Origin of the sequence: Faecalicatena sp. Marseille-Q4148 (assembly GCA_018228665.1) — a bacterium.
Classification (GTDB): domain Bacteria; phylum Bacillota; class Clostridia; order Lachnospirales; family Lachnospiraceae; genus UBA9414.
The window spans coordinates 2,414,675-2,435,142 of record CP073692.1; the positions used below are offsets into that span (position 1 = coordinate 2,414,675).

Annotated in this window: 16 protein-coding genes, 1 tRNA gene and 1 other RNA gene; 17 read left to right on the plus strand and 1 reads right to left on the minus strand. The window is 41.6% G+C overall.

Features of this window, described 5'->3' with window-relative positions; translation table 11 throughout:
• The first annotated feature begins 188 nt into the window (after nucleotides 1-188).
• Both KFE17_11535 and glgB read left to right on the plus strand, forming a co-directional pair.
• Nucleotides 189-3,188: a hypothetical protein gene (locus KFE17_11535; protein ID QUO31483.1), complete on the plus strand. Its 3,000-nt coding sequence runs from the start codon at nucleotides 189-191 to the stop codon at nucleotides 3,186-3,188.
• 135 nt (nucleotides 3,189-3,323) lie between these two features.
• Entirely contained in the window at nucleotides 3,324-5,237 is a 1,914-nt protein-coding gene (gene glgB, locus KFE17_11540) for a 1,4-alpha-glucan branching protein GlgB (protein QUO31484.1), read from the plus strand.
• Between the two features lie 234 nt (nucleotides 5,238-5,471).
• Here the strand turns inward: glgB and trmB are convergent, their stop codons facing one another.
• A complete protein-coding gene (gene trmB, locus KFE17_11545; GenBank protein QUO31485.1) occupies nucleotides 5,472-6,119 on the minus strand; it encodes a tRNA (guanosine(46)-N7)-methyltransferase TrmB in 648 nt (215 codons plus the stop codon).
• A 261-nt stretch (nucleotides 6,120-6,380) separates the two neighbouring features.
• Between trmB and KFE17_11550 the strand changes: the two genes are divergently transcribed.
• From KFE17_11550 to KFE17_11620, 15 genes are all read left to right on the plus strand, one after another.
• Nucleotides 6,381-6,453 (plus strand) — tRNA-Lys (locus tag KFE17_11550).
• A gap of 136 nt (nucleotides 6,454-6,589) precedes the next feature.
• Nucleotides 6,590-7,219, plus strand: a complete 630-nt coding sequence (locus KFE17_11555; GenBank protein ID QUO31486.1) for a 4'-phosphopantetheinyl transferase superfamily protein — start codon at nucleotides 6,590-6,592, stop codon at nucleotides 7,217-7,219.
• 20 nt (nucleotides 7,220-7,239) lie between these two features.
• The gene (locus KFE17_11560; protein ID QUO31487.1) at nucleotides 7,240-8,121 is read left to right on the plus strand and encodes a M15 family metallopeptidase; all 882 of its coding nucleotides are present in this window, start codon (nucleotides 7,240-7,242) and stop codon (nucleotides 8,119-8,121) included.
• A gap of 173 nt (nucleotides 8,122-8,294) precedes the next feature.
• Nucleotides 8,295-9,407, plus strand: coding sequence for a hypothetical protein (locus KFE17_11565; protein ID QUO31488.1), 1,113 nt, complete (start codon nucleotides 8,295-8,297; stop codon nucleotides 9,405-9,407).
• Between the two features lie 103 nt (nucleotides 9,408-9,510).
• Nucleotides 9,511-10,911 (plus strand): deoxyguanosinetriphosphate triphosphohydrolase, encoded by a 1,401-nt coding sequence (locus KFE17_11570; protein ID QUO31489.1) that lies wholly within the window; start codon nucleotides 9,511-9,513, stop codon nucleotides 10,909-10,911.
• Between the two features lie 60 nt (nucleotides 10,912-10,971).
• Nucleotides 10,972-11,931 carry a hypothetical protein gene (locus KFE17_11575; protein ID QUO31490.1) on the plus strand — a complete coding sequence of 320 codons (960 nt, stop codon included), beginning with the start codon at nucleotides 10,972-10,974 and terminating at the stop codon, nucleotides 11,929-11,931.
• Nucleotides 11,932-12,453: a tRNA adenosine(34) deaminase TadA gene (tadA, locus tag KFE17_11580; protein QUO31491.1), complete on the plus strand. Its 522-nt coding sequence runs from the start codon at nucleotides 11,932-11,934 to the stop codon at nucleotides 12,451-12,453.
• 31 nt (nucleotides 12,454-12,484) lie between these two features.
• Nucleotides 12,485-12,747: signal recognition particle sRNA large type (gene ffs, locus KFE17_11585), an RNA gene on the plus strand.
• An 80-nt stretch (nucleotides 12,748-12,827) separates the two neighbouring features.
• Nucleotides 12,828-14,594 carry a B12-binding domain-containing radical SAM protein gene (locus tag KFE17_11590; GenBank protein QUO31492.1) on the plus strand — a complete coding sequence of 589 codons (1,767 nt, stop codon included), beginning with the start codon at nucleotides 12,828-12,830 and terminating at the stop codon, nucleotides 14,592-14,594.
• 146 nt (nucleotides 14,595-14,740) lie between these two features.
• A complete protein-coding gene (locus tag KFE17_11595) occupies nucleotides 14,741-15,742 on the plus strand; it encodes a hypothetical protein (protein QUO31493.1) in 1,002 nt (333 codons plus the stop codon).
• A gap of 22 nt (nucleotides 15,743-15,764) precedes the next feature.
• A complete protein-coding gene (locus tag KFE17_11600) occupies nucleotides 15,765-16,247 on the plus strand; it encodes an Lrp/AsnC family transcriptional regulator (GenBank protein QUO33701.1) in 483 nt (160 codons plus the stop codon).
• Nucleotides 16,247-17,425, plus strand: coding sequence for an aminotransferase class I/II-fold pyridoxal phosphate-dependent enzyme (locus tag KFE17_11605; protein ID QUO31494.1), 1,179 nt, complete (start codon nucleotides 16,247-16,249; stop codon nucleotides 17,423-17,425). Before KFE17_11600 ends, KFE17_11605 begins: the two co-directional genes overlap by 1 nt.
• On the plus strand, nucleotides 17,418-17,915 hold the full coding sequence (locus KFE17_11610) for a tRNA (cytidine(34)-2'-O)-methyltransferase (GenBank protein ID QUO31495.1): 498 nt from the start codon (nucleotides 17,418-17,420) through the stop codon (nucleotides 17,913-17,915). Before KFE17_11605 ends, KFE17_11610 begins: the two co-directional genes overlap by 8 nt.
• A gap of 128 nt (nucleotides 17,916-18,043) precedes the next feature.
• Complete coding sequence (locus KFE17_11615; protein ID QUO31496.1) at nucleotides 18,044-18,352, plus strand: hypothetical protein; 309 nt, start codon at nucleotides 18,044-18,046, stop codon at nucleotides 18,350-18,352.
• 97 nt (nucleotides 18,353-18,449) lie between these two features.
• Nucleotides 18,450-20,468 (plus strand): V-type ATP synthase subunit I, encoded by a 2,019-nt coding sequence (locus KFE17_11620; protein ID QUO31497.1) that lies wholly within the window; start codon nucleotides 18,450-18,452, stop codon nucleotides 20,466-20,468.

Here is a 20,468-nt window from a genome sequence, read left to right on the forward strand (position 1 = left end):
ACAGGAATCGATCGATTCCTCCGATAAATATTAAAAAAATATTAATTGAATATTACAATAACGGTTATAATTTTAAAAATTATAACCGTTATTTTTTGACATTGATATTCCCCTGTGGTAAACTTACTATAATTATATTCTCATATTGGATGAATTTTTATAAGAATAAAAACAGATGATTTGTAGAGGTGAAATCAGTGGATAAATACGAATATCGGGTAAAAACAGAACAGATGCTGTCTTATATGGATAAGAAAGCATACAAGAAAGCAATGGAAATAGCTGATACGATAGACTGGCGAAGAGTAAAGAATGCATCTATGCTTTGCTCTGTCAGCGAAATATATGAAAATAATGGAGAATATCAAAAGAGCAGAGATGTGCTGTTTGTTGCATATGACAGATCTCCGGGAAGCAGAAAGATTATATACCGTTTAGGAATTCTTGCATTAAAGATGAATGATATTAATGAAGCAACAGATTGCTACGAAGAGTTTGTTCAGCTTGCGCCAAAGGATCCGAATCAGTTTATCTTGAAATATAAAATTTTAAGAGCACAGAAAGCGCCGCTGTCGCAGCAGATAGAAGCTCTGGTAAATTTCAAAAAATCAGAATATGTTGAGAAATGGGCATTTGAACTTGCTAAATTATACCATGAAGCCGGAATGACAGCGGAGTGTCTGGAGGAATGTGATGATCTAATCCTGTGGTTTAGCGAAGGAAAGTATGTCTATCAGGCGATGGAACTTAAGATGCGCTATAAACCACTGACACCGGCACAGCAGGAAAAATATCGTCAGAGAAGTGAAGAAAAGAATTCTCGTTTTGGAAAGATTGCAACGATTCGCAGGGAACTTCCTCCGGAAGCAAAGCTGCAGTCAGAAAAGACAGAAAAAGATATTGACAGTGAGGTTGCAGAAACAGAGCCGGCAGAAGAACAACGGGAAGTGATTTCTGAAAAAGTTCACAAGTCAGGTAAGAAGTCAGTAAATGAAGGTAATGAAGAAGATGTGAAGGAAAATCATGTAAAACGTTCTTCTTCAGAGGTGAGACGTATGGGAACACAGGAAGCATTTATTAAAGCAGCAGGATCTAAATTTGCAGAGGAACCTGAAAAAAAAGGTGTTACGGGAGATACGATTGCGAATGCATTTGTATCAGGAGTTGAAGTTGCTAATAAAAAAGCAGGAATTGAAGAACCAAATAGAAGAAAATCAAATCTATCTCAAAAAACGGGAACAATGAAGATTGAAGAGATTTTGCAGAACTGGGAAGCACAACAGAGAGAAGCAGCAAGAACAATTGAAGCTGAGAAGGAAAGATATAAAGAAGAAAAGCAAAAGAAAGTAGGTCAGGACACAGTGCAGATTCTTTCCGCAGATATCCAAAAGCTTTTGGATGAGTTGGAAGGAAAAGAATCAGAAAAAGATGATTTGATGTTTGAGATGCCAGAGGAAGAGGCAACAGAGGAACTTACATCGGAAGAAATTGATGATTTATTAGAGGAACCGGAAGAAGAACCTGAGCTCGAAAATAAGGCAGATCTTGTTGAAACACTTTTTGTGTTAGATGAAGAGGAAGATCTCGATGAAATTGCTGATGAAGAAGAATTCGATGATGCAGATGAGCCTTATGAAATAGATGAAGATTTTCTTGAAAGTGATGAAGAACTTGACCTGATGGAAGAAGACGAAGAAGACTTTGAATTGTCAGAATGGGAAGAAGGCGAGGAAGACCTTGAATTGTCTGAATGGGAAGAAGGCGAGGAAGATCTTGAACTGTCTGAATTAGAAGAAAATGGGGAAGAGCTTGAGTTGTCAGAATTAGAAGAAGACGAAGAAGACTTTGAACTGTCTGAATTAGAAGAAGACGAGGAAGACCTTGAAGAAGATGAATTTGATGCGGATTATGAAGTAGAAGATGACTTTTTTGAGGACGAAGCAGAAACTGATTTCCCGGAAGATGAAGAGGATGATTTTATAGAGAATCCAACTCCAATGGAAGAGCCAGATGAAGATGATGAGGATGATTTCGAAGATTACGAAGAAGATTCTGAAGACGAAGATGATGAGTATGAAGAAGAGTTAGACTTTGATGAAGACGAGGAAGACCTGGACTTTGAAGAGGAGGAAGATTACGAAGAAGAATCGGACTTCGAAGAGGAGGAAGATTACGAAGAAGAATCGGACTTCGAAGAGGAGGAAGATTACGAAGAAGAAACTGACTTTGATGAGTATCCAGAAGAGGAATATGAGGAGTTAGAAGAAGAGATTGAAGAAGAGGAAGAGCCGATTGAGGAGATCGAAGAAATTGAAGATACGCAAAGTATGATCAAACGTTCTCCGGGTGGTGTTGTTCTTGATACAGGATTTGTTGTGCAGGGACGCTATGACCTTGAAGCGCAGAGTGAGATTGGGCTGAAAGCCGGTCTGACAGAAGAGCAGAAGAAGTTATTCTCTTATTTCGTTCCGGTGCGCGGCATGAGTGAGCAGATTGTAGATGTGCTTGAGGCTGATAAGAGATGTAAGAAGAGATTCGGAACATCACGCACAGGAAATATTGTTATTGTCGGCCGTAAGGGAACCGGTAAGACCGTTCTTGCAGTAGATGTTGTCAAAGCGATTCAGAAGGCAAGAAAAATTAAACATGGCAAAGTTGCTATTGTAACAGGAGAGGCATTGAATAAAAAAGATGTTTCCGATGTAGTTGATAAGTTGCATGGAGGCGCGCTGATTATTGAACGTGCGGGAAGAATGAATTCCAGAACGGTTCGTGAATTAAATGAACTGATGGAAGAACAGACGGGTGAACTTCTTTTTGTTCTTGAGGAACAGAGGAAACCACTTGATAAATTGATGAATGCAAATCCGGCATTTAAAAAGAAATTTACATCAAGATTGGAACTTCCGGTATTTATTAATGATGAGCTTGTAACATTTGGACAGACATACGCAAAAGAGAATGGATACCGAATTGATGAGATGGGTATTCTGGCGCTGTACAGTAAGATCGATATGATGCAGAAAGAAGACCATGCGGTAACAGTTGCGGAAGTAAAAGAGGTAATGGATGCTGCGATTGCTCATTCTCAAAAAGCAAATGTAAAACATCTTGTAAAGAGAGTGTTCAAAAAAGGAACGGATGAATCTGATAGAATTATTTTGAAGGAAGACGATTTTAAATTGTAAAATATCAAAAAATATCCGGCTGAAGCAAAGAAGAGAGGTTTGTAAAATGAGAAAATCATTTGTCAAACCTCTTTCTTTTTATGTTGGGGTAAAGTATAATATGTATATTAGAGAAATCCAGGGAGAGTGGAGAGTATGGCAAAACAGATAAAGAAAAAAGCATTTGAAATTGGGGAACTTGATCAATATTTGTTTGGTCAGGGAACACATTATGAGATTTATAAGAAAATGGGAGCCCATAAGGTAAAGAGCGGAAGAAAGACTGGTGTTTATTTTGCAGTATGGGCGCCGCATGCAAAACGCGTTTCTGTTGTGGGAGATTTTAATGACTGGGATACGACAGCAGACATTATGACAAGGGAGGAACCACTTGGAATTTATACGCTTTTTATTCCCGGAGTAGAAGAGGGAATGTTGTATAAATATTGCATTGAGACGCAGAATGGGGATTTGTTGTTTAAAGCAGATCCATTTGCCAATTATGCGGAGATGCGTCCGGGAACAGCATCTCGTGTAACGGATATTTCCAATTTAAAATGGACTGATAATACATGGATGGAGAATCGTAAGACATGGAACCAGGATGAGACTCCAGTTTCCATCTATGAAGTACATATCGGTTCCTGGCGGAGAAGACCGGGAGCGGAAGATGAGGGATTCTATAATTACAGACAGTTTGCCCGTGAGATTACAGAGTATGTGAAAGAGATGGGCTATACTCACATTGAGCTGATTGGGATTGCAGAGCATCCGTTTGACGGTTCCTGGGGATATCAGGTAACAGGCTATTATGCGCCGACTGCGCGCTACGGAACACCGGAAGATTTTGCATATATGATTAATTATCTTCATAAGAACAAAATCGGAGTGATTCTTGACTGGGTTCCGGCACATTTCCCAAGAGATGCACATGGACTTGCAAACTTTGACGGAACACCGACATTTGAATATGCAGATCCGAAGAAGGGAGAACATCCGGACTGGGGAACAAAGATATTCGATTACAGTAAGAATGAAGTAAAGAACTTTTTGATTGCCAATGCATTGTTTTGGCTTGAATATTTTCATGTAGATGGTTTGCGGGTAGATGCCGTTGCATCTATGCTTTATCTTGATTATGGAAAACAGAGCGGGCAATGGGTACCGAACAAGTATGGCGGTAATGAGAATTTAGAGGCGATTGAGTTCTTCAAACATCTAAATTCCTGCGTACTTGGACGTAATCCGGGAGCTATGATGATCGCGGAAGAATCAACAGCCTGGCCGAAGGTAACCGGGAAACCGGAAGATGACGGATTAGGATTTAGTATGAAGTGGAATATGGGATGGATGCATGATTTTACAGAATATATGAAGCTGGACCCGTATTTCAGGAAGGGCTGTCATTATCAGATGACGTTTGCCTCAAGCTATGCATACAGTGAGAAATATATTCTTGTGTTATCCCATGACGAAGTAGTGCATTTGAAATGCTCCATGCTGAATAAGATGCCGGGACTTGGATTTGATAAGTTTGCAAACCTAAAAGTAGGGTATGCATTTATGATTGGACATCCGGGCAAAAAGCTTTTGTTTATGGGACAGGATTTTGCTCAGCTTCGCGAATGGAGTGAGGAGCGGGAACTGGACTGGTATCTGCTGAGCGAGGAGAACCATCAATATCTGCAGAATTTCACGAAGGATCTGTTCCGTCTGTATCATAAGAACAAAGCACTATATGAACTTGATACAGTTCCGGAAGGATTTGAATGGGTAAATGCAGATGATAAGGACAGAAGTATTTTCAGTTTCATCAGACATTCTAAGGATAATAAGAAAAATCTTTTGTTCGTATGCAATTTTACTCCAATGGCACGCGAAGACTATCGCGTAGGTGTTCCGCGAGGAAAACAATACAAATTGATTCTTAACAGTGATGATAAGAAGTACGGCGGAAGCGGAGCAGAGAGACCGCTTGTGTATAAGGCAAAGAAGAAAGAATGTGATGGAAGACCATATTCTTTTGCGTATTCTCTGCCGCCGTATGGAGTTGCCGTATTTGAATTTTAGAAAGCGTATGGGCTAATAAGTTTGCTTTACTGTTATTTTTTGTTTCGACAGCAAAGGTGTGCCAGCGCATCGGCTGCCTCGTTGAAAGAGCGCTGAAGCTGGCAGAGACAACGATTCCATTTTGGTTTGTCATATAGGAATCTGCAAAAGCGGAAACGAAAATGATTATGATACATAAAAATCTGCCGTGGTCGTTCTTGATAATAAGATATGCGACTGCGGCAGATTTATTTCTTAAGGTTTTGCAATTAATTTGTGAATTGGATTGCCAAGGGCAGAGAATTTGGCCTCGTATTCTGTCATGACATTTCCTTCATTCATGGTAGGATCGTTATGAAGGTCAAAGGTGTGGCCGAGTAATGTCCATCCTGCTTCGGGAATCTGTTCAAGCGAGAAGTCAAAGAGTGGACGATTATCTGTTTTGAATTCCAGAATGCCATCTTTGTTTAGAACCGGGGCATATTTTGTAAGAAAATTAACGGAAGTCAGACGGCGTTTGGCATGGCGTGCTTTTGGCCATGGATCAGAAAAGTTCAGATAAATGCGTCCGATTTCTTCCGGGGAAAATACATCCTGAATATCCCCGGCATCCATACAAATGAAACGAATGTTGGTCAGATGACAGAATTCTTCAGAATCATATTTCTCGAGTGCGCGCAGCAACACACTGGAATAGCGCTCAATTCCGATGTAGTTGATTTCGGGATTCTGTTTTGCGAGTGTAAGAATAAATTGTCCTTTTCCCATGCCGATTTCGATGTGGATCGGATGATTGTTCTGGAAAACAGAAGACCATGTTCCACGGTTGGCAGTTTCATTTTTTATTGCGATTGGATGATTCAAAATTACTTCATCCGCACGCGGAATATTACGAAGTCTCATAATAACTATACTCCTTGTGGTTTTCTAATAAATGTTGTTTCAGAGTTTGTGTTTAACTCTTTTATAATAGAAGATTTTTGATTGTTCGACAAGTATTTTCTGTAGGAAGAAGAGGAATTTCGATAGGAAAGATAACGTGTGAAAGAAAAATGACAAAACTATGAAAAAGTGAGAAGAAATTTAAGAAAAAATAAAAAAGTTCTTGCTTTTCCAAATTCTATGGTATATAATATCACTTGTGTTAAGAACTGAATACAATTTGCACCATTAGCTCAGTTGGTAGAGCAGTAGACTCTTAATCTATTTGTCCAGGGTTCGAGTCCCTGATGGTGCACTTGAAGCACTGTTTTTGATGAATGTACATCGGGGACGGTGCTTTTGTTATATAGAAAATGCGGTGCGTTGCAAGTGATTTGATGATATGATACAATAAAGGCGCAATGCAAAGCGGTAAAGGATGGAAGGTAACGATGATCAGAACATGGCTGGCAGATGTATCTGTGCTGAAATCAGAGATAAAATATCAGGAATGTTATCAAGAACTGCCGCCGGAGCGAAAGAAAAAGGCGGACAGACTTGCCAGAGAACAGGGGCGCTGGCAGAGTGTTGGAGCAGGGGTTCTCTTGGAACGTATGCGCAGACGATATGATCCGACAGGAAAGGCGCTGTATAATCTGTCCCATTCGGGAGCGTATGCAATCTGTTCTATGGAAGATGATGAGAGACGAGCAACGAAATTGGGCTGTGACATTGAGGTTGTAAAGGAATATCGAAGAAAAGTAGCAGCACGTTTCTATACAGAAACAGAATTTCATCTGATTGAAAACTGTGCAGGGGAAGAAGAGAAGAGAGAGTTGTTTTATCGGTTCTGGGTGTTGAAAGAGAGTTTTATGAAAGCAACAAGACTTGGGACAGCGCTTTCTCCAAGTGAGTTTGAGATTGGCCTTGAGGAAACAGGGGCAAGGCTGCTTGGTCGTCCGGATGAATTTCCGGAACCATTTTTTTATCGGGAATATGAGGTAGAGGGAGTTGAAGCGAAGATTGCGGTGTGTGCAGATGCAGATGATTTTGCGCCGGAACTTCATATAGAGATATTGTAGACAAAAGAAAGCGGGAAAATATGGAAAAACAAAAAATAAAGTTAGGAGTACTTGGAAAACGTGTGCATCGTGCTTACAAACGTATGCGGCCTGCACAGAGACGGAAAATGATACTGAATACTGCAATTGTCATTGCAGGAATTGCGGCAGGAATACTGTCCGGCTATTTGTTAGGAGAAGGACTTGCAGAACGAAAGGCGGATGCTGATATCAAAGCAGCAGAGAAGAAGCTTTACCGAATTCAGGAACAGCTTCAGGAAGTGAATCAGCAGTTGGAAGAAAGCGGTGCGGTAGAAGATGCAGCGCTTGCAGAGCGCATGAAAGAGTTCGAGGATGGAATTCCGTGGAATATGACGCTTGTGAATGCGGAGAATCCGATGCAGGAAGGATATGTGCCGGAGCTTGCAGAGGTGGAGAATGGTTATAGCGTTGATGCGAGGATTGCAGAGGATCTGAATGCCATGCTTGCGGCGGCAAGAGCAGACGGATGTCAGCCTCAGATCTGTTCAGCCTATCGGTCTGTGGAAAAGCAGATTCAGGTTTTTAATGATACAGTCAATAGTTGGATAAGTCAGGGCAGCAGTTTCTGGGATGCTTACCAGAGGACGACACAGGAGGTAGCGCTTCCGGGTACGAGTGAACATGGGATTGGACTTGCAGTTGACATTGTTTCAAACCAGTATGCGGAGCTTGATGCAAAGCAGGCAGAGACTATGGAAGCACAGTGGCTTCAGGAACACTGTTATGAATATGGGTTCATTTTGCGATATCCACCGGAGAAACAATCTCTGACAGGCATTATCTATGAACCGTGGCATTATCGATATGTGGGGAGAGAGATGGCGCAGAAGATAAAAGAATCAGGTCTTACATTGGAGGAATATTTAGGAAAAACCTATTAGAGATTCTGCGGAAAATATTGTCAGATCCGGAAGAAATCGGTCAGGAATTTGACAGCGATTGCGTTGACGAATGATATTGTATTTGCTAAAATAATAGAAGAAAATAATCGGTTTATGTAGAAATAATTACGTTTCGGATAATGGATATATGATAGTACGGAGGAGGAAGAAACATGTTGGATTTGACATTTGGTGAACAGGTAAAGATTGTTTTGAGCCGTAAGGGAATGACGATTAAAGAATTGGCAGAGACGATAGAAGAACGTACCGGGAAGAAGATGTCGAGACAGAACCTGACACAGCGGCTTGGAAGAGATAACTTCCAGGAGCAGGATATGCGTATGATTGCTGAGATTTTGGAGTGTCCGTTTCATTTGAGTATTCTGGATGATGATGACGCAGAGAGGGCAGCGCAGGAGGCAGAGCATGCAGTTGAGGCAACACATCCGGAAGAGAAGAAGCATCCGGAAGGACCTGTGCAGAGATTCATTGTGGCAGGAGCAAATCACCATGAGGAACTAATCTACAGTCCGGTCAGGGATGTGACAATCGGCGAGCTTGCGGATTTTGGCGAGGCGGTGAAAGAACAGGAAGAACAGGATGAACTGGAAGAGGCAGAAGCTGAGAATCTGGAAGAAACAGAAGAAAACTTTGCAGAAGAATCTGCAGAGCAGATGGAAAGCGAAGATGTTCAGGAAGAAGTTTTGGAAGAATCTGTATCTGAAGAAGAGGAAGAAGCGTCTGTAGAAGATAGTGACACAGAAGAAGTAACATCTGAAGGGGAAGAAGCTTTAGAGGAAATCACACAAGAAGCAGATACAGCAGCGCAGGAAGACGTGACGGAAGATAAGGCGGAGGCAGATGAGACAGAGCATAAGGTAAGTGAGGAAGAATCTTATGCAAAGAAAAAGGCTGTAACGAATGTCTTTAAGGAATATATTAAGAAGCCGCTGCTGCGTGGATATAATAAAGCACATACAGAAGAGCGTGAAGAAGAACAGGTGTCAGATGTTCAGGAAGAAGCGCAGATTCCGGCACAAGAAGCAGTAGAAGAAAGAAAACCGGAACCAAAAGAAGAAGTAAAAGGCGAGATTAATCCTTATACAGGAAGAGAGTATGAGACGAACAGTGTTCGTATGCATCCAAAGAGAATCGGTTATGTACAAGTGTATGACCGTGCAGATCATAAATGGACAGATATGACAGAATGGGCATTTCTTGGCTATCAGGAACGCAAGAAAGCAATGCTTGGAAAGGATTATGAGCCGCCGATCTATTTGGATTAATCCGGAGTATTTACAAGAAGCGATAAAGGATGTCTCAAATGAAGGTTTGAGACATCCTTTCTTAACATAGAGGATTTGTATAAAAGTCAATGGGAGGAACTGTATGGAATGGAAAAGGTTACTGTCAGAAAAACGATGCCGGGAGACTGCCGGACAGAGAAATCATTCTGATCTTCGGAGCGAATTTGAGAAAGATTACCACAGGATTATCGGGAGTGCGTCCTTTAGACGGCTTCAGGATAAGACGCAGGTGTTTCCGCTGGATAAAAGCGATTTTATAAGGACGCGCCTGACACATTCGTTAGAAGTATCTTCTCTTGCCAAATCATTGGGGCAGAATATCGGTGAATATATATTAAGTCAAAAATGTGATGAAACATTTACGGCGCAGATGAAAGAAGACCTGTGTAATATTGTGCAGTGCGCCGGCCTGATCCATGATATAGGCAATCCTCCGTTTGGACATTTTGGAGAAATAACGATCCGAGAATGGTTTGAAGAGCATTTGCCGCAGATGACATTCTATGGGCGACCAATCACAGAGGTACTGACAGAGCAGATGCAGCAGGATTTTTATCACTTTGAAGGGAATGCACAGGCACTGAGGCTTGTGAGTAAGCTTCATTTTCTTGTCGATGAATATGGAATGAATCTGACATATGGGCTTTTGAATACGATTATTAAATATCCGGTATCATCATTAGAGGTTAATCCGCTTTCGGATCATCTGAAAGATAAGAAAATAGGATATTATTATGCAGAGAAAGAGCTGTTTGAGGAGATTACAAAGGAAACCGGAGCCGGGAAGTGCAGGCATCCACTTACCTATATTTTAGAAGCGGCAGATGATCTGGCATATAAGACAGCTGATATTGAAGATGCATTTGTAAAAGGTTTTGTTTCTTATGAAATATTGAAACAGGAGTTGGGGAACATGCAGATGCAGACCGGATTTGATGCGTTAGGGACATTAGAGCGGCTTTACCGCAGAGCAGAAGAAAAGAACTTGCAAGATCCGGCAGAGTATGCGGTCAAAAACTGGCTTGTACGGGCACAGTCTTATCTGATACAGTGTGCTACGGAAGGCTTTACACAAAATTATAATAAGATTATGGCCGGAGAGAAAAAGACAGATCTCTTTGAAGGAACAGCCGGAGAAGAACTTATGGAACTTCTTGGAAATCTGGCATATAAAAAAGTGTTCGACACGAATACAATCTATAGAATGGAAGTGACAGAATCGGTGATAGTACATTTTCTGATGGATAAGTTTGTGGGAGCGATTATTTATTATGATACTGACTGGAAATTAAACTCTATTGAGAAGCGGCTTGTATCTTTTATTTCTGAGAATTACAGAAATGCTTATCATTGTCATGCAAAGGGCAAGTCAGAGGAAGAGAGGCTGTATCTTAGACTGCTTCTTGTGACGGATTATATTTGTGGAATGACGGATAGTTATGCGAAACGTCTGTATCAGGAGATGAATGCAATGGTCTCTTAGTTCTTTTTCCTTATTTCCCGGAATAAACTAATAAAAAGAAATGATGGGAAGGTAAGGAGTATGGAAAGTTTTATTCGATATCTTTATGAATATAAGGACGAGCAAAGGGTTCGGAATGTTGGATTTGTAAAGGTGGATCAGGGAGAAGAAGGAGGAACGCTGCAAATACATGGGAGAGGAACATTTCTGAATAATGCAGATATCAGAGTGTATCTTGTTTATATGGAAGGAAAGAGATGCCGCGGGATTTTGATGGGACAGTTGGAACATGTGCAGTCAATCTTGAGCTGCCGTCTTGTCTATGACAGGGAAGAAATTGAGCCATATGCAGATTTGGAAGAGCTGAGAGGAATCATGCTTGAGACAAACGGACAGGGTACATATGCTGCGGTGTGGGATGAGGGTGTACTTCCGTTAGATCAGATGGAGCCTGCAGTTCCGAGAGAGGAGCGTCCCAGTATGGGAAAAGATATGGCTTCGGAGGAATCGGTGGAAGCAGAGGTGTCGGAAATATTAGAGGCCTGTGCCGAAGAAGGAGTTATAGAGAAAGAACCGGGAATGGATGCCGAAGAGGAAGAAAAAGAAGAGCCGGGAACTGGCGCCGAAGAGGAAGAAAAAGAAGAGCCGGGAACTGGTGTCGAAGAGGAAGAAAAAGAAGAGCCGGAAGCCGTTGCAGAAGAGCAGTCGGAAGAAAGCAATGAGAACAGACAGGAGCAGAGATATTGTAAAATTATGCGAGAGGATATGAAAAAACTGCCTCAAAAGAACTGGTATCTTGCGAATAATAGTTTTTTGCTTCATGGTTATTATAATTATCGACATCTTTTGCTGATTACAGATGAGGGAAAACGGTATCTTGGCGTGCCGGGCATCTACCATCGAAGAGAAGAGGCAGCGGCTCGTTCGTTCGGGTTTTCAAAGTTTTGCCGCATTCCGGAGGATAGTATTATACTGTCGCCGCAGGAATGTGACAGAGAAAATGATTTTGGATATTGGTGCAGGGAACTGGAAGGGGAATAGATGATGAAGAAACTTACAGATGATGAACGATTTATGAAAGAAGCAATACGTCAGGCAAGAAAAGCTTATGCCATTGGAGAAGTGCCGATTGGCTGCGTAATCGTATATGAAGGCAGAGTGATTGCGAGAGGATATAACCGCAGAACGATTGATAAGAATACACTGGCACACGCAGAACTGCTTGCAATACGCAAAGCAAGCCGAAAGCTGGATGATTGGAGACTGGAAGGCTGTACAATGTATGTGACGTTGGAGCCATGTCAGATGTGTTCCGGAGCGATTATTCAGGCGCGGATTCCGAAAGTAGTAGTTGGATGCATGAATCCGAAAGCGGGATGTGCAGGTTCTATTTTGAATCTTCTTGACGTACCTCAGTTTAATCATCAGGCAGAGCTTGTGACAGGGGTGTTGGAAGAGGAATGCAGTCAGATGATGAAAGATTTTTTTAAAGAGCTGCGGGAAAAGAAAAAAGCGGCGAAAAATGAAGAGAAAAAATGTGAGAAAATTGAGAAAAATGATTGATATATCTACAGAAATACGATATACTAATAGAACGTGCAGCCGGGGTGTTAGCGGTACCTTGTACCTACAATCCGCTATAGTGGGGGTGATGTTACACGGAGGGCTTTCTTTTGCGAAGCTGCCTCTGGTAAGTGGCGTTGATGTCTGGGTCTCACGCGGCGAGACTCTGTGAACCGTGTCAGGTCGGGAACGAAGCAGCACTAAGCAGATGCTTTCGGGTGTTGTGAGGGTGCCTGGGCTGAGTTTACTGCCAGAGTAACGTTCGGGGGAGACTGTTCGAAGTGTAACGCACGTAAAGAGAAAAGAGTTTTGAATCGGCATCCGGTATGGGTGCTTTTTTTCTATATAGAAAATACTTCGGGAGGAGATATGATATGAAGATAGTGTTAGCAGCAGTGAATGCCAAATATATACATTCCAATCTTGCTGTGTACAGTCTGAAAGCATATGCGAAGACATTTGCATCAGAAATAGAGATTGCGGAATATACGATCAACCAGCAGACAGACGATATCCTAATGGATCTTTATAAGCGACAGCCGGATATGCTGTGTTTTTCCTGTTATATATGGAATCTGCGGTATGTAGAAGAACTTATAAAAGAAATTCACAAAATTTTGCCGGAGACGATTCTGTGGGCAGGCGGTCCGGAAGTGTCTTATGACAGCCGGAACGTATTGGAACGACTGCCGGAGCTGACGGGCGTTATGAAAGGTGAGGGAGAAAAAACATTTCTTGAATTGCTGAACTGCTATCACTGCAAGGAAAAAACACAGGATGATCTGGGAGATATTACCGGAATCACATTTCGCCGGACAGACGGTGTGATCGTAGAGAATGAATGGCGGGAGATCATGGATCTGAGTGAAGTGCCTTTTGTATATGAAGATATGACATTATTTGAAAATAAGATTATCTATTATGAATCGAGCCGGGGCTGTCCGTTTCGGTGCAGCTACTGTCTGTCTTCTGTAGATAAATGTCTTCGTTTCCGGAATCTGGATCTTGTTAGGAAAGAGCTGCAATTCTTTCTGGATGCGAAAGTGCCGCAAGTAAAATTCGTAGATCGGACGTTTAACTGCCGCCATGAACATTCAATGGCAGTGTGGTCTTATATTAAGGAACATGATAATGGTGTGACGAATTTTCATTTTGAAATTTCAGCAGATCTTCTGAATGAAGAAGAAATTGCATTGATCAGATCAATGCGTCCGGGGTTGATTCAGCTTGAGATAGGAGTGCAGTCTACGAATCCGGAAACGATCCGGGAAATCCGCCGGACGATGAAGTTTGAAGAAGTTGCAAGAATTGTGCGGGAGTTAAATGAAAACAAAAATGTACACCAGCATCTTGACCTGATTGCAGGACTTCCGTTTGAGGATTATGAAAGTTTTGGAAAATCCTTTGATGATGTGTATGCACTCCAACCGGAGCAGCTGCAGCTTGGGTTTTTGAAGGTACTGAAAGGCTCTCATATGGAAGAAGCAAAAGACAAGTATGGACTTGTGTATAAAAATGAGCCGCCATATGAAGTGCTGTATACAAAGTGGTTGCCGTATGCAGACGTACTTAAACTAAAAGGGATAGAGGAGATGGTGGAAGTCTATTATAACAGCGGACAGTTCCAATATACATTGAAAGCTTTGGAGAAAGAATTTTCTTCTGCGTTTCAGATGTATGAATCACTGGCAGTATTTTATGAACAACATAGGCTTCATCAGATGAGTCATTCAAGAGTGACAAGATATGAGATCCTACTGGACTTTGTGAAACAGATCTGTCCTGACAAGGAAGACTTCTACAAAGAACTGCTGACATTTGATCTATATTTGAGAGAAAATGCAAAGACTCGTCCGGATTTTGCAGGAGAATCACTTGTGACGAAAGAATGGCTTCAAGAATTCTATGACAGAGAGGCAAAAGAACCGGTTTGTCTGAGAGGATATGCAGGGTATGATAAGCGTCAGATGAGAAAAATGACTCATGTGGAGAAATTTACCAGAGCTTCTGAAAATATTTGTGGAAAAGAAGAGCCGGTTTATGTACTTTTTGATTATCAGGATCGCAATCCGCTCGACCATCAGGCGGCATGTTATTTCTTGCAAAATGACGGCAAACAGTATAAAATGGCAAATAAGTAATCGGAGGTGAAAAATCCATGAACTTTTTTAATAAAAAAACGCGTAAGATGATTGCTGTTATTACATTAATTGTAATTGTGGCAATGGTATTGACAATGATTATTCCGTATTTGATGTAATTGACAGACCATATAAGGGGGACGAAGATGAAACTAGGAAAAGTGACACAGACAGTAAGAAAGAGATCTGTGTTAAAACAGTTGAAATCAAAACGTCGGGAAATTTTCCCGGAGATGACGGTGGAAGAGACATGCTGGGGGCTGAAACCGGAAGAAGGGGAATCAATACTTCTCGCGGAGGCAGCAAGATATGGAAACCAGAAAGATTTGGGAGTCTATGCGATAGCGGCGGTGGCAAATGATCTGGCAGCGCATGGGGCATCCGTGGTCGGAGTGAGTGCAAGGATCATGCTGACAGCCTATGCATATGAATCAAGGCTAAAAGCAATGGTAGCTGAGATGGAGCAGGCGGCAGAAGAGCAGGGATTCCAGATTGCGGATGTGAAAGTGGAAATCTGTCCGGTTATCTCTACAACGATTGTAAGCGTTACAGCGGCAGGGCTTGTGAAAGAGGAAGAAATGTGTCGGGTTTTTGACACGAAAGCAGGTCAGGAGCTGGTGCTGACAAAGTGGATCGGGATGGAAGGAACGCTGCGGGCGTTAGAAGAACGAAAAGAAGAACTGGAAGAGCGATTTGTTCCGGCATTTTTGAAACAGACAGAACTTTGGAAGAAGCATCTGTTTGTACAAAAAGAAGCTGAAATCGCAAGAAAGTACAAAGCATCAGCAATGCATACAATCACAGAAGAAGGGGTACTTGGTGCACTATGGGAGATGGCGGATTCTGCGGGACTTGGTATGTGCGTGGAGATGCGGGAACTTCCGATCCGGCAGGAGACTGTAGAAATATGCGAATTCTGCCATTTGAACCCTTATGAACTAACATCTGCGGGATGTCTGCTGATTGCGGCAGAAGATGGTGCGGGACTTGTGGAGGAACTTCGCAGGGCGCATATTCCGGCAGCAGTAATCGGAAGATTCACAGACGGCAATGACAGAATTTTAATGCGAGGCGAAGAAGTCAGCTATCTGGATCGTCCGGCAGCAGATGAGCTTATGAAGCTGTTTGCAGATGAGAAAGAAGCATAGACAGGAGGAATGCGAAATGGATATGAGAACACAGATTTTAAAATACATGGAGAAGAACAGTAAAGTTGATCCAAGTGAACTGGCAGTTCTGCTAGGAACAAACGAAGTAACAGTTGTAAATGAGATCGCTAAGATGGAGAAGGAAAATATTATTTGCGGTTATCATACACTGATCAATTGGGAAAAAGCCGGAACAGATTCTGTTACTGCGCTGATCGAGGTGCGGGTAACGCCGCAGCGCAACAGAGGATTTGAGCGGATTGCGGAGCGCATTTATAATTATCCGGAAGTAAATTCTGTGTATCTGATTTCCGGGGCATACGACCTTCTTGTTACGATTGAGGGAAGAACTTTAATGGAAATATCACAGTTTGTTTCTGATAAGCTCTCTCCGATTGATGAAGTGATTTCCACAGCGACACATTTTATCTTGAAAAAATACAAAGATCACGGAACAATTATGAATGTAAAAGAGAAAGAAGAAAGGATACCGGTGAGTCTGTAATGAGAAATCCATTATCAAAAGTTGTAACAGAAATAAAACCGTCCGGTATTCGTAAATTTTTCGATATTGTAAGTGAAATGGAAGATGCGATCTCCCTTGGCGTTGGAGAGCCGGATTTTGATACTCCGTGGCGAATTCGGGAAGAAGGAATTTACTCTCTGGAAAGAGGGCGCACATTTTACACATCCAACGCAGGACTTAAAGAACTGAAAGAAGAAATTGTGAAATATCTCAAACGCACAGTGAATGTAGAATATAATCCGGCTAATGAAGTTGTTGTAACGGTCGGAGGAAGCGAGGGAATTGATATTGCTCTCCGCGCAATGTTAGATCCGGGAGACGAAGTGCTGATTCCTCAGCCAAGTTATGTTTCTTATCTGCCATGTACTGAACTGGCAGGCGGTGTTCCGGTAACAATTCCGCTGAAAAATGAAAATCAGTTTAAATTAACTGCGAAAGAGCTGGAGGCATATATTACGCCAAAGACAAAGATCCTTGTACTTCCATTTCCGAATAATCCGACAGGTTCTGTCATGACGGAAGAAGATCTCCGCCCAATTGCAGCGCTCGTGGAAAAATATGATCTTTATGTCATTTCTGATGAAATCTATTCGGAACTTACTTATGGGAATAGACATGTATCTATTGCGTCGCTTCCGGGAATGAAGGAGAGAACCATTCTGATCAATGGATTTTCGAAAGGATTTGCCATGACAGGCTGGCGTCTTGGATATTCCTGCGGGCCAAAAGAGATTATTGAGCAGATGATCAAAATCCATCAATTTGCAATTATGTGCGCGCCTACGAATAGTCAATATGCGGCAATCGAAGGACTGCGTCACTGTCAGAAGGAAGTAGAAGAAATGCGTGAAGCCTATAATCAGAGAAGACGGTTTCTGATGTATGAATTTGAGCGTATGGAGCTGCCGTGTTTTGAACCGTTCGGAGCATTTTATGTATTTCCGTGTATCAAAGAATTTGGCATGACATCAGAAGAATTTGCGCTGAAATTTTTGGAAGAAGAGAAAGTCGCAGTTGTTCCGGGCACAGCATTTGGCGATTGCGGAGAAGGGTTCCTTAGAATTTCTTACGCATATTCTCTGGAAGACTTAAAGGAAGCAATTTCCAGACTGGAACGTTTTATTATAAAATTACGCAGGGAGAAAAATCATGATTAATATTGTTTTATTTGAGCCGGAAATTCCGGCTAATACGGGAAATATCGGAAGAACTTGTGTGGCTACCGGGACAAGACTTCACTTGATCGAACCGTTAGGATTCCGATTAAATGAAAAAGCGATTAAGCGTGCGGGAATGGACTATTGGGATGATCTTGATGTGACAACTTACATTGACTATGAAGATTTTCTGGAAAAGAACCCGGCAGCAAAGGAAAAAATGTATATGGCAACAACAAAAGCAGTTCATGTGTATACAGAAGTGAATTTTGAGCCAGACTGTTATATTATGTTCGGAAAAGAAAGTGCAGGTATACCGGAAGAGATTCTTGTACAGCATAAAGAAAACTGTATTAGGATTCCAATGCTTGGAGAGATACGTTCGCTGAATCTTGGCAACTCAGTTGCTGTCGTTCTTTATGAGGCGCTTCGTCAGAATGGTTTTGCAGGAATGAATCTGGAGGGACATTTGCATAGACTGGAGTGGTAGGAACATTCCAGTCTAAAGGATTTGTTAAATAAAAAAGTCAAATATTAAAATTGTGGAAAATTACTAAAATTGATTGATAAAATTAAAACGGTATGATACTATTAGTTAATACGAAGGGTGGTGATTGTGTGTTACAGGAAACAATCAAGGCAGTCAAAGATGCCGAGAATAAGGCCGAAACTATTCTTAAAGAGGCCGATGAAAAAGTGATTTCCTTAAGAGAGCAGGCAAATCAGGATGCAAAAACTCTAAAGGAAGAGGAAGCAAAAAAAGCTCGTGAACACGCAGCAGAAGCGCTTGAGGCAGCAAAAGCCAAAGCTGAGAGTGAGATGAAGATTTTTGATTCCGAAACAGAAAAAGAAATTGCAGCGTTAAAGCAGAGGGCAGCGGAAAAAGAGAATAAAGCCATTGAGATGGTGATTTCAAATCTTTATTAACCGCTGTATTTTTTTAGCTACAAATTTTGTACTAAAATAAATACAATCCTGAAAATGCAGTTTCAAACTAAAAAAATAGAGAAAGGAGGAGTTGGTAATGGCAGTATTGCAAATGCAGAGATTTAGTATCTGTGCATTGAAGAAAAAGCGAAAAGCAATATTGGAAGAACTTCAGGCTTTTGGGGCATTGGAAGTAAATGTATCTTTTCCGGAAGAAGAGGAACATTCTCTTCGGAAGATGGATACGGTAGAATCCCGTCAGACATTTGATAAGAATGCGATATTGGCAGACAATGCACTTGAAGTTCTGCAGGAATTTGCACCGGAGAAGACGTCAATGTTTTCTTCACTGGAAGGCAAAGCTCTCATTGATAAATCAGTTTATGATGAGACGGCAGAACGAAAAGACGAGATTATCCATACAGCCAATGAGATACTTGGTCTGAAGAAAAAGCTTGCAGAGAACAAGGCAGCAATCGTGAAGGTGGAGAACCAGATTGAAGCGCTGACTCCGTGGCTTGACCTGGATGTTCCGATGGATATTCAGGGAACAAAAGATGCTGCAGTATTGATTGGAAGTATTAACAGTCAGGTAACGCTTGATGATATCTACACAAAGATAGCTGAGGCTCAGCCGGGACTGGAAGCGATGGATATTCAGGTAATTTCATCCGACAGCGATCAGACATGTATTGCGGCAGTTTGCCTGAAGAAAGATGTGAAAGAGTTTGAAAAAGCTCTTCGAAGCATCGGTTTTTCAAGACCAGCTCAGAATATCCGAAAAATTCCGCGTGAATTTAAGCAGGAATTACAAGAAAGTGCAGCAAAAATCGCAGAAGAGAATGAACAGATTGAAAATCAGATCAGAGAAATGGCAGTTGCCAGAGATGATCTGAAATTAATCTCAGATTATTTCAGAGTCCGTGCTCAGAAATATGAAGTACTCGGACAGCTTCCGCAGTCAAGAGATACATTCTTTATCAGCGGTTATATTCCGCAAAAGAAAGTGGATACGCTTCGTAAGAAACTGGAATCGAAATATGATATTGTAATTGATGTCGAAGATATTCCGGATGAAGAGGAAGCGCCGGTTCTCCTGGAGAACAATAAGATTGCAGGATCTGTAGAAGGCGTTCTGGAATCTTACGGACTTCCGAAGAAGGGAGAGATAGATCCGTCAGCAATTATGTCGATCTTCTATATTTTCTTCTTTGGACTTATGCTTTCTGATGCAGCATATGGAATTATTGTTTTTATCGCATGTGCAGTTGTATTAAAGAAATTCCCGAGAATGAGTGAGGGAATGCAGAAAACCATTCGTATGTTTAAATATTGTGGACTCTCCACATTATTCTGGGGATTAATGTTCGGAGGTATATTCGGAGACGTAGTATCTGTTGTCTCTCGTGTATTCTTCGGTCATGAAGTAACCGTACCACCCCTATGGTTTGAACCATTAAAAGACCCAATGAAGCTTTTGATCTACTCTCTGGCATTTGGTGTGATCCACCTCTTTACAGGACTTGGAATCAAAGGTTATCTGTGTATCAAAGAGAAAAAATACATGGATTTTATCTGTGATGTTGTTCTTTGGTATATGCTGCTGATCGGTCTGATCTTAATGCTGCTTCCAAGCCAGATTTTCGTATCAATGACTCAGATGAATATCGTATTCCCGCCGGCAATCGCAATGCTCTCGAAAGTACTGGCTATTGTTGGTGCAGCCGGTATCGTACTGATGTCAGGAAGAAGCAATAAGAATTTTGGACTTCGTATCGCACTTGGCGCTTATGATCTGTACAATATTACAGGTTGGCTGAGTGATGTGCTTTCTTATTCTCGTTTACTTGCATTAGGACTTGCAACAGGAGTTATCGCTTCTGTAGTAAACCAGATGGGAAGTATGTTTGGAAGTGGAATCATCGGAATGATCGGATTCCTTGTTGTATTTGTTGTTGGTCATACACTGAATATGGCAATCAACTTATTAGGTGCATATGTGCACACGAACCGTTTACAGTTCGTAGAGTTCTTCGGTAAATTTTACGAAGGCGGCGGACGCCCGTTTAATCCATTTAAACAAGAAACAAAATATGTTGATATTAAGGAGGAATAA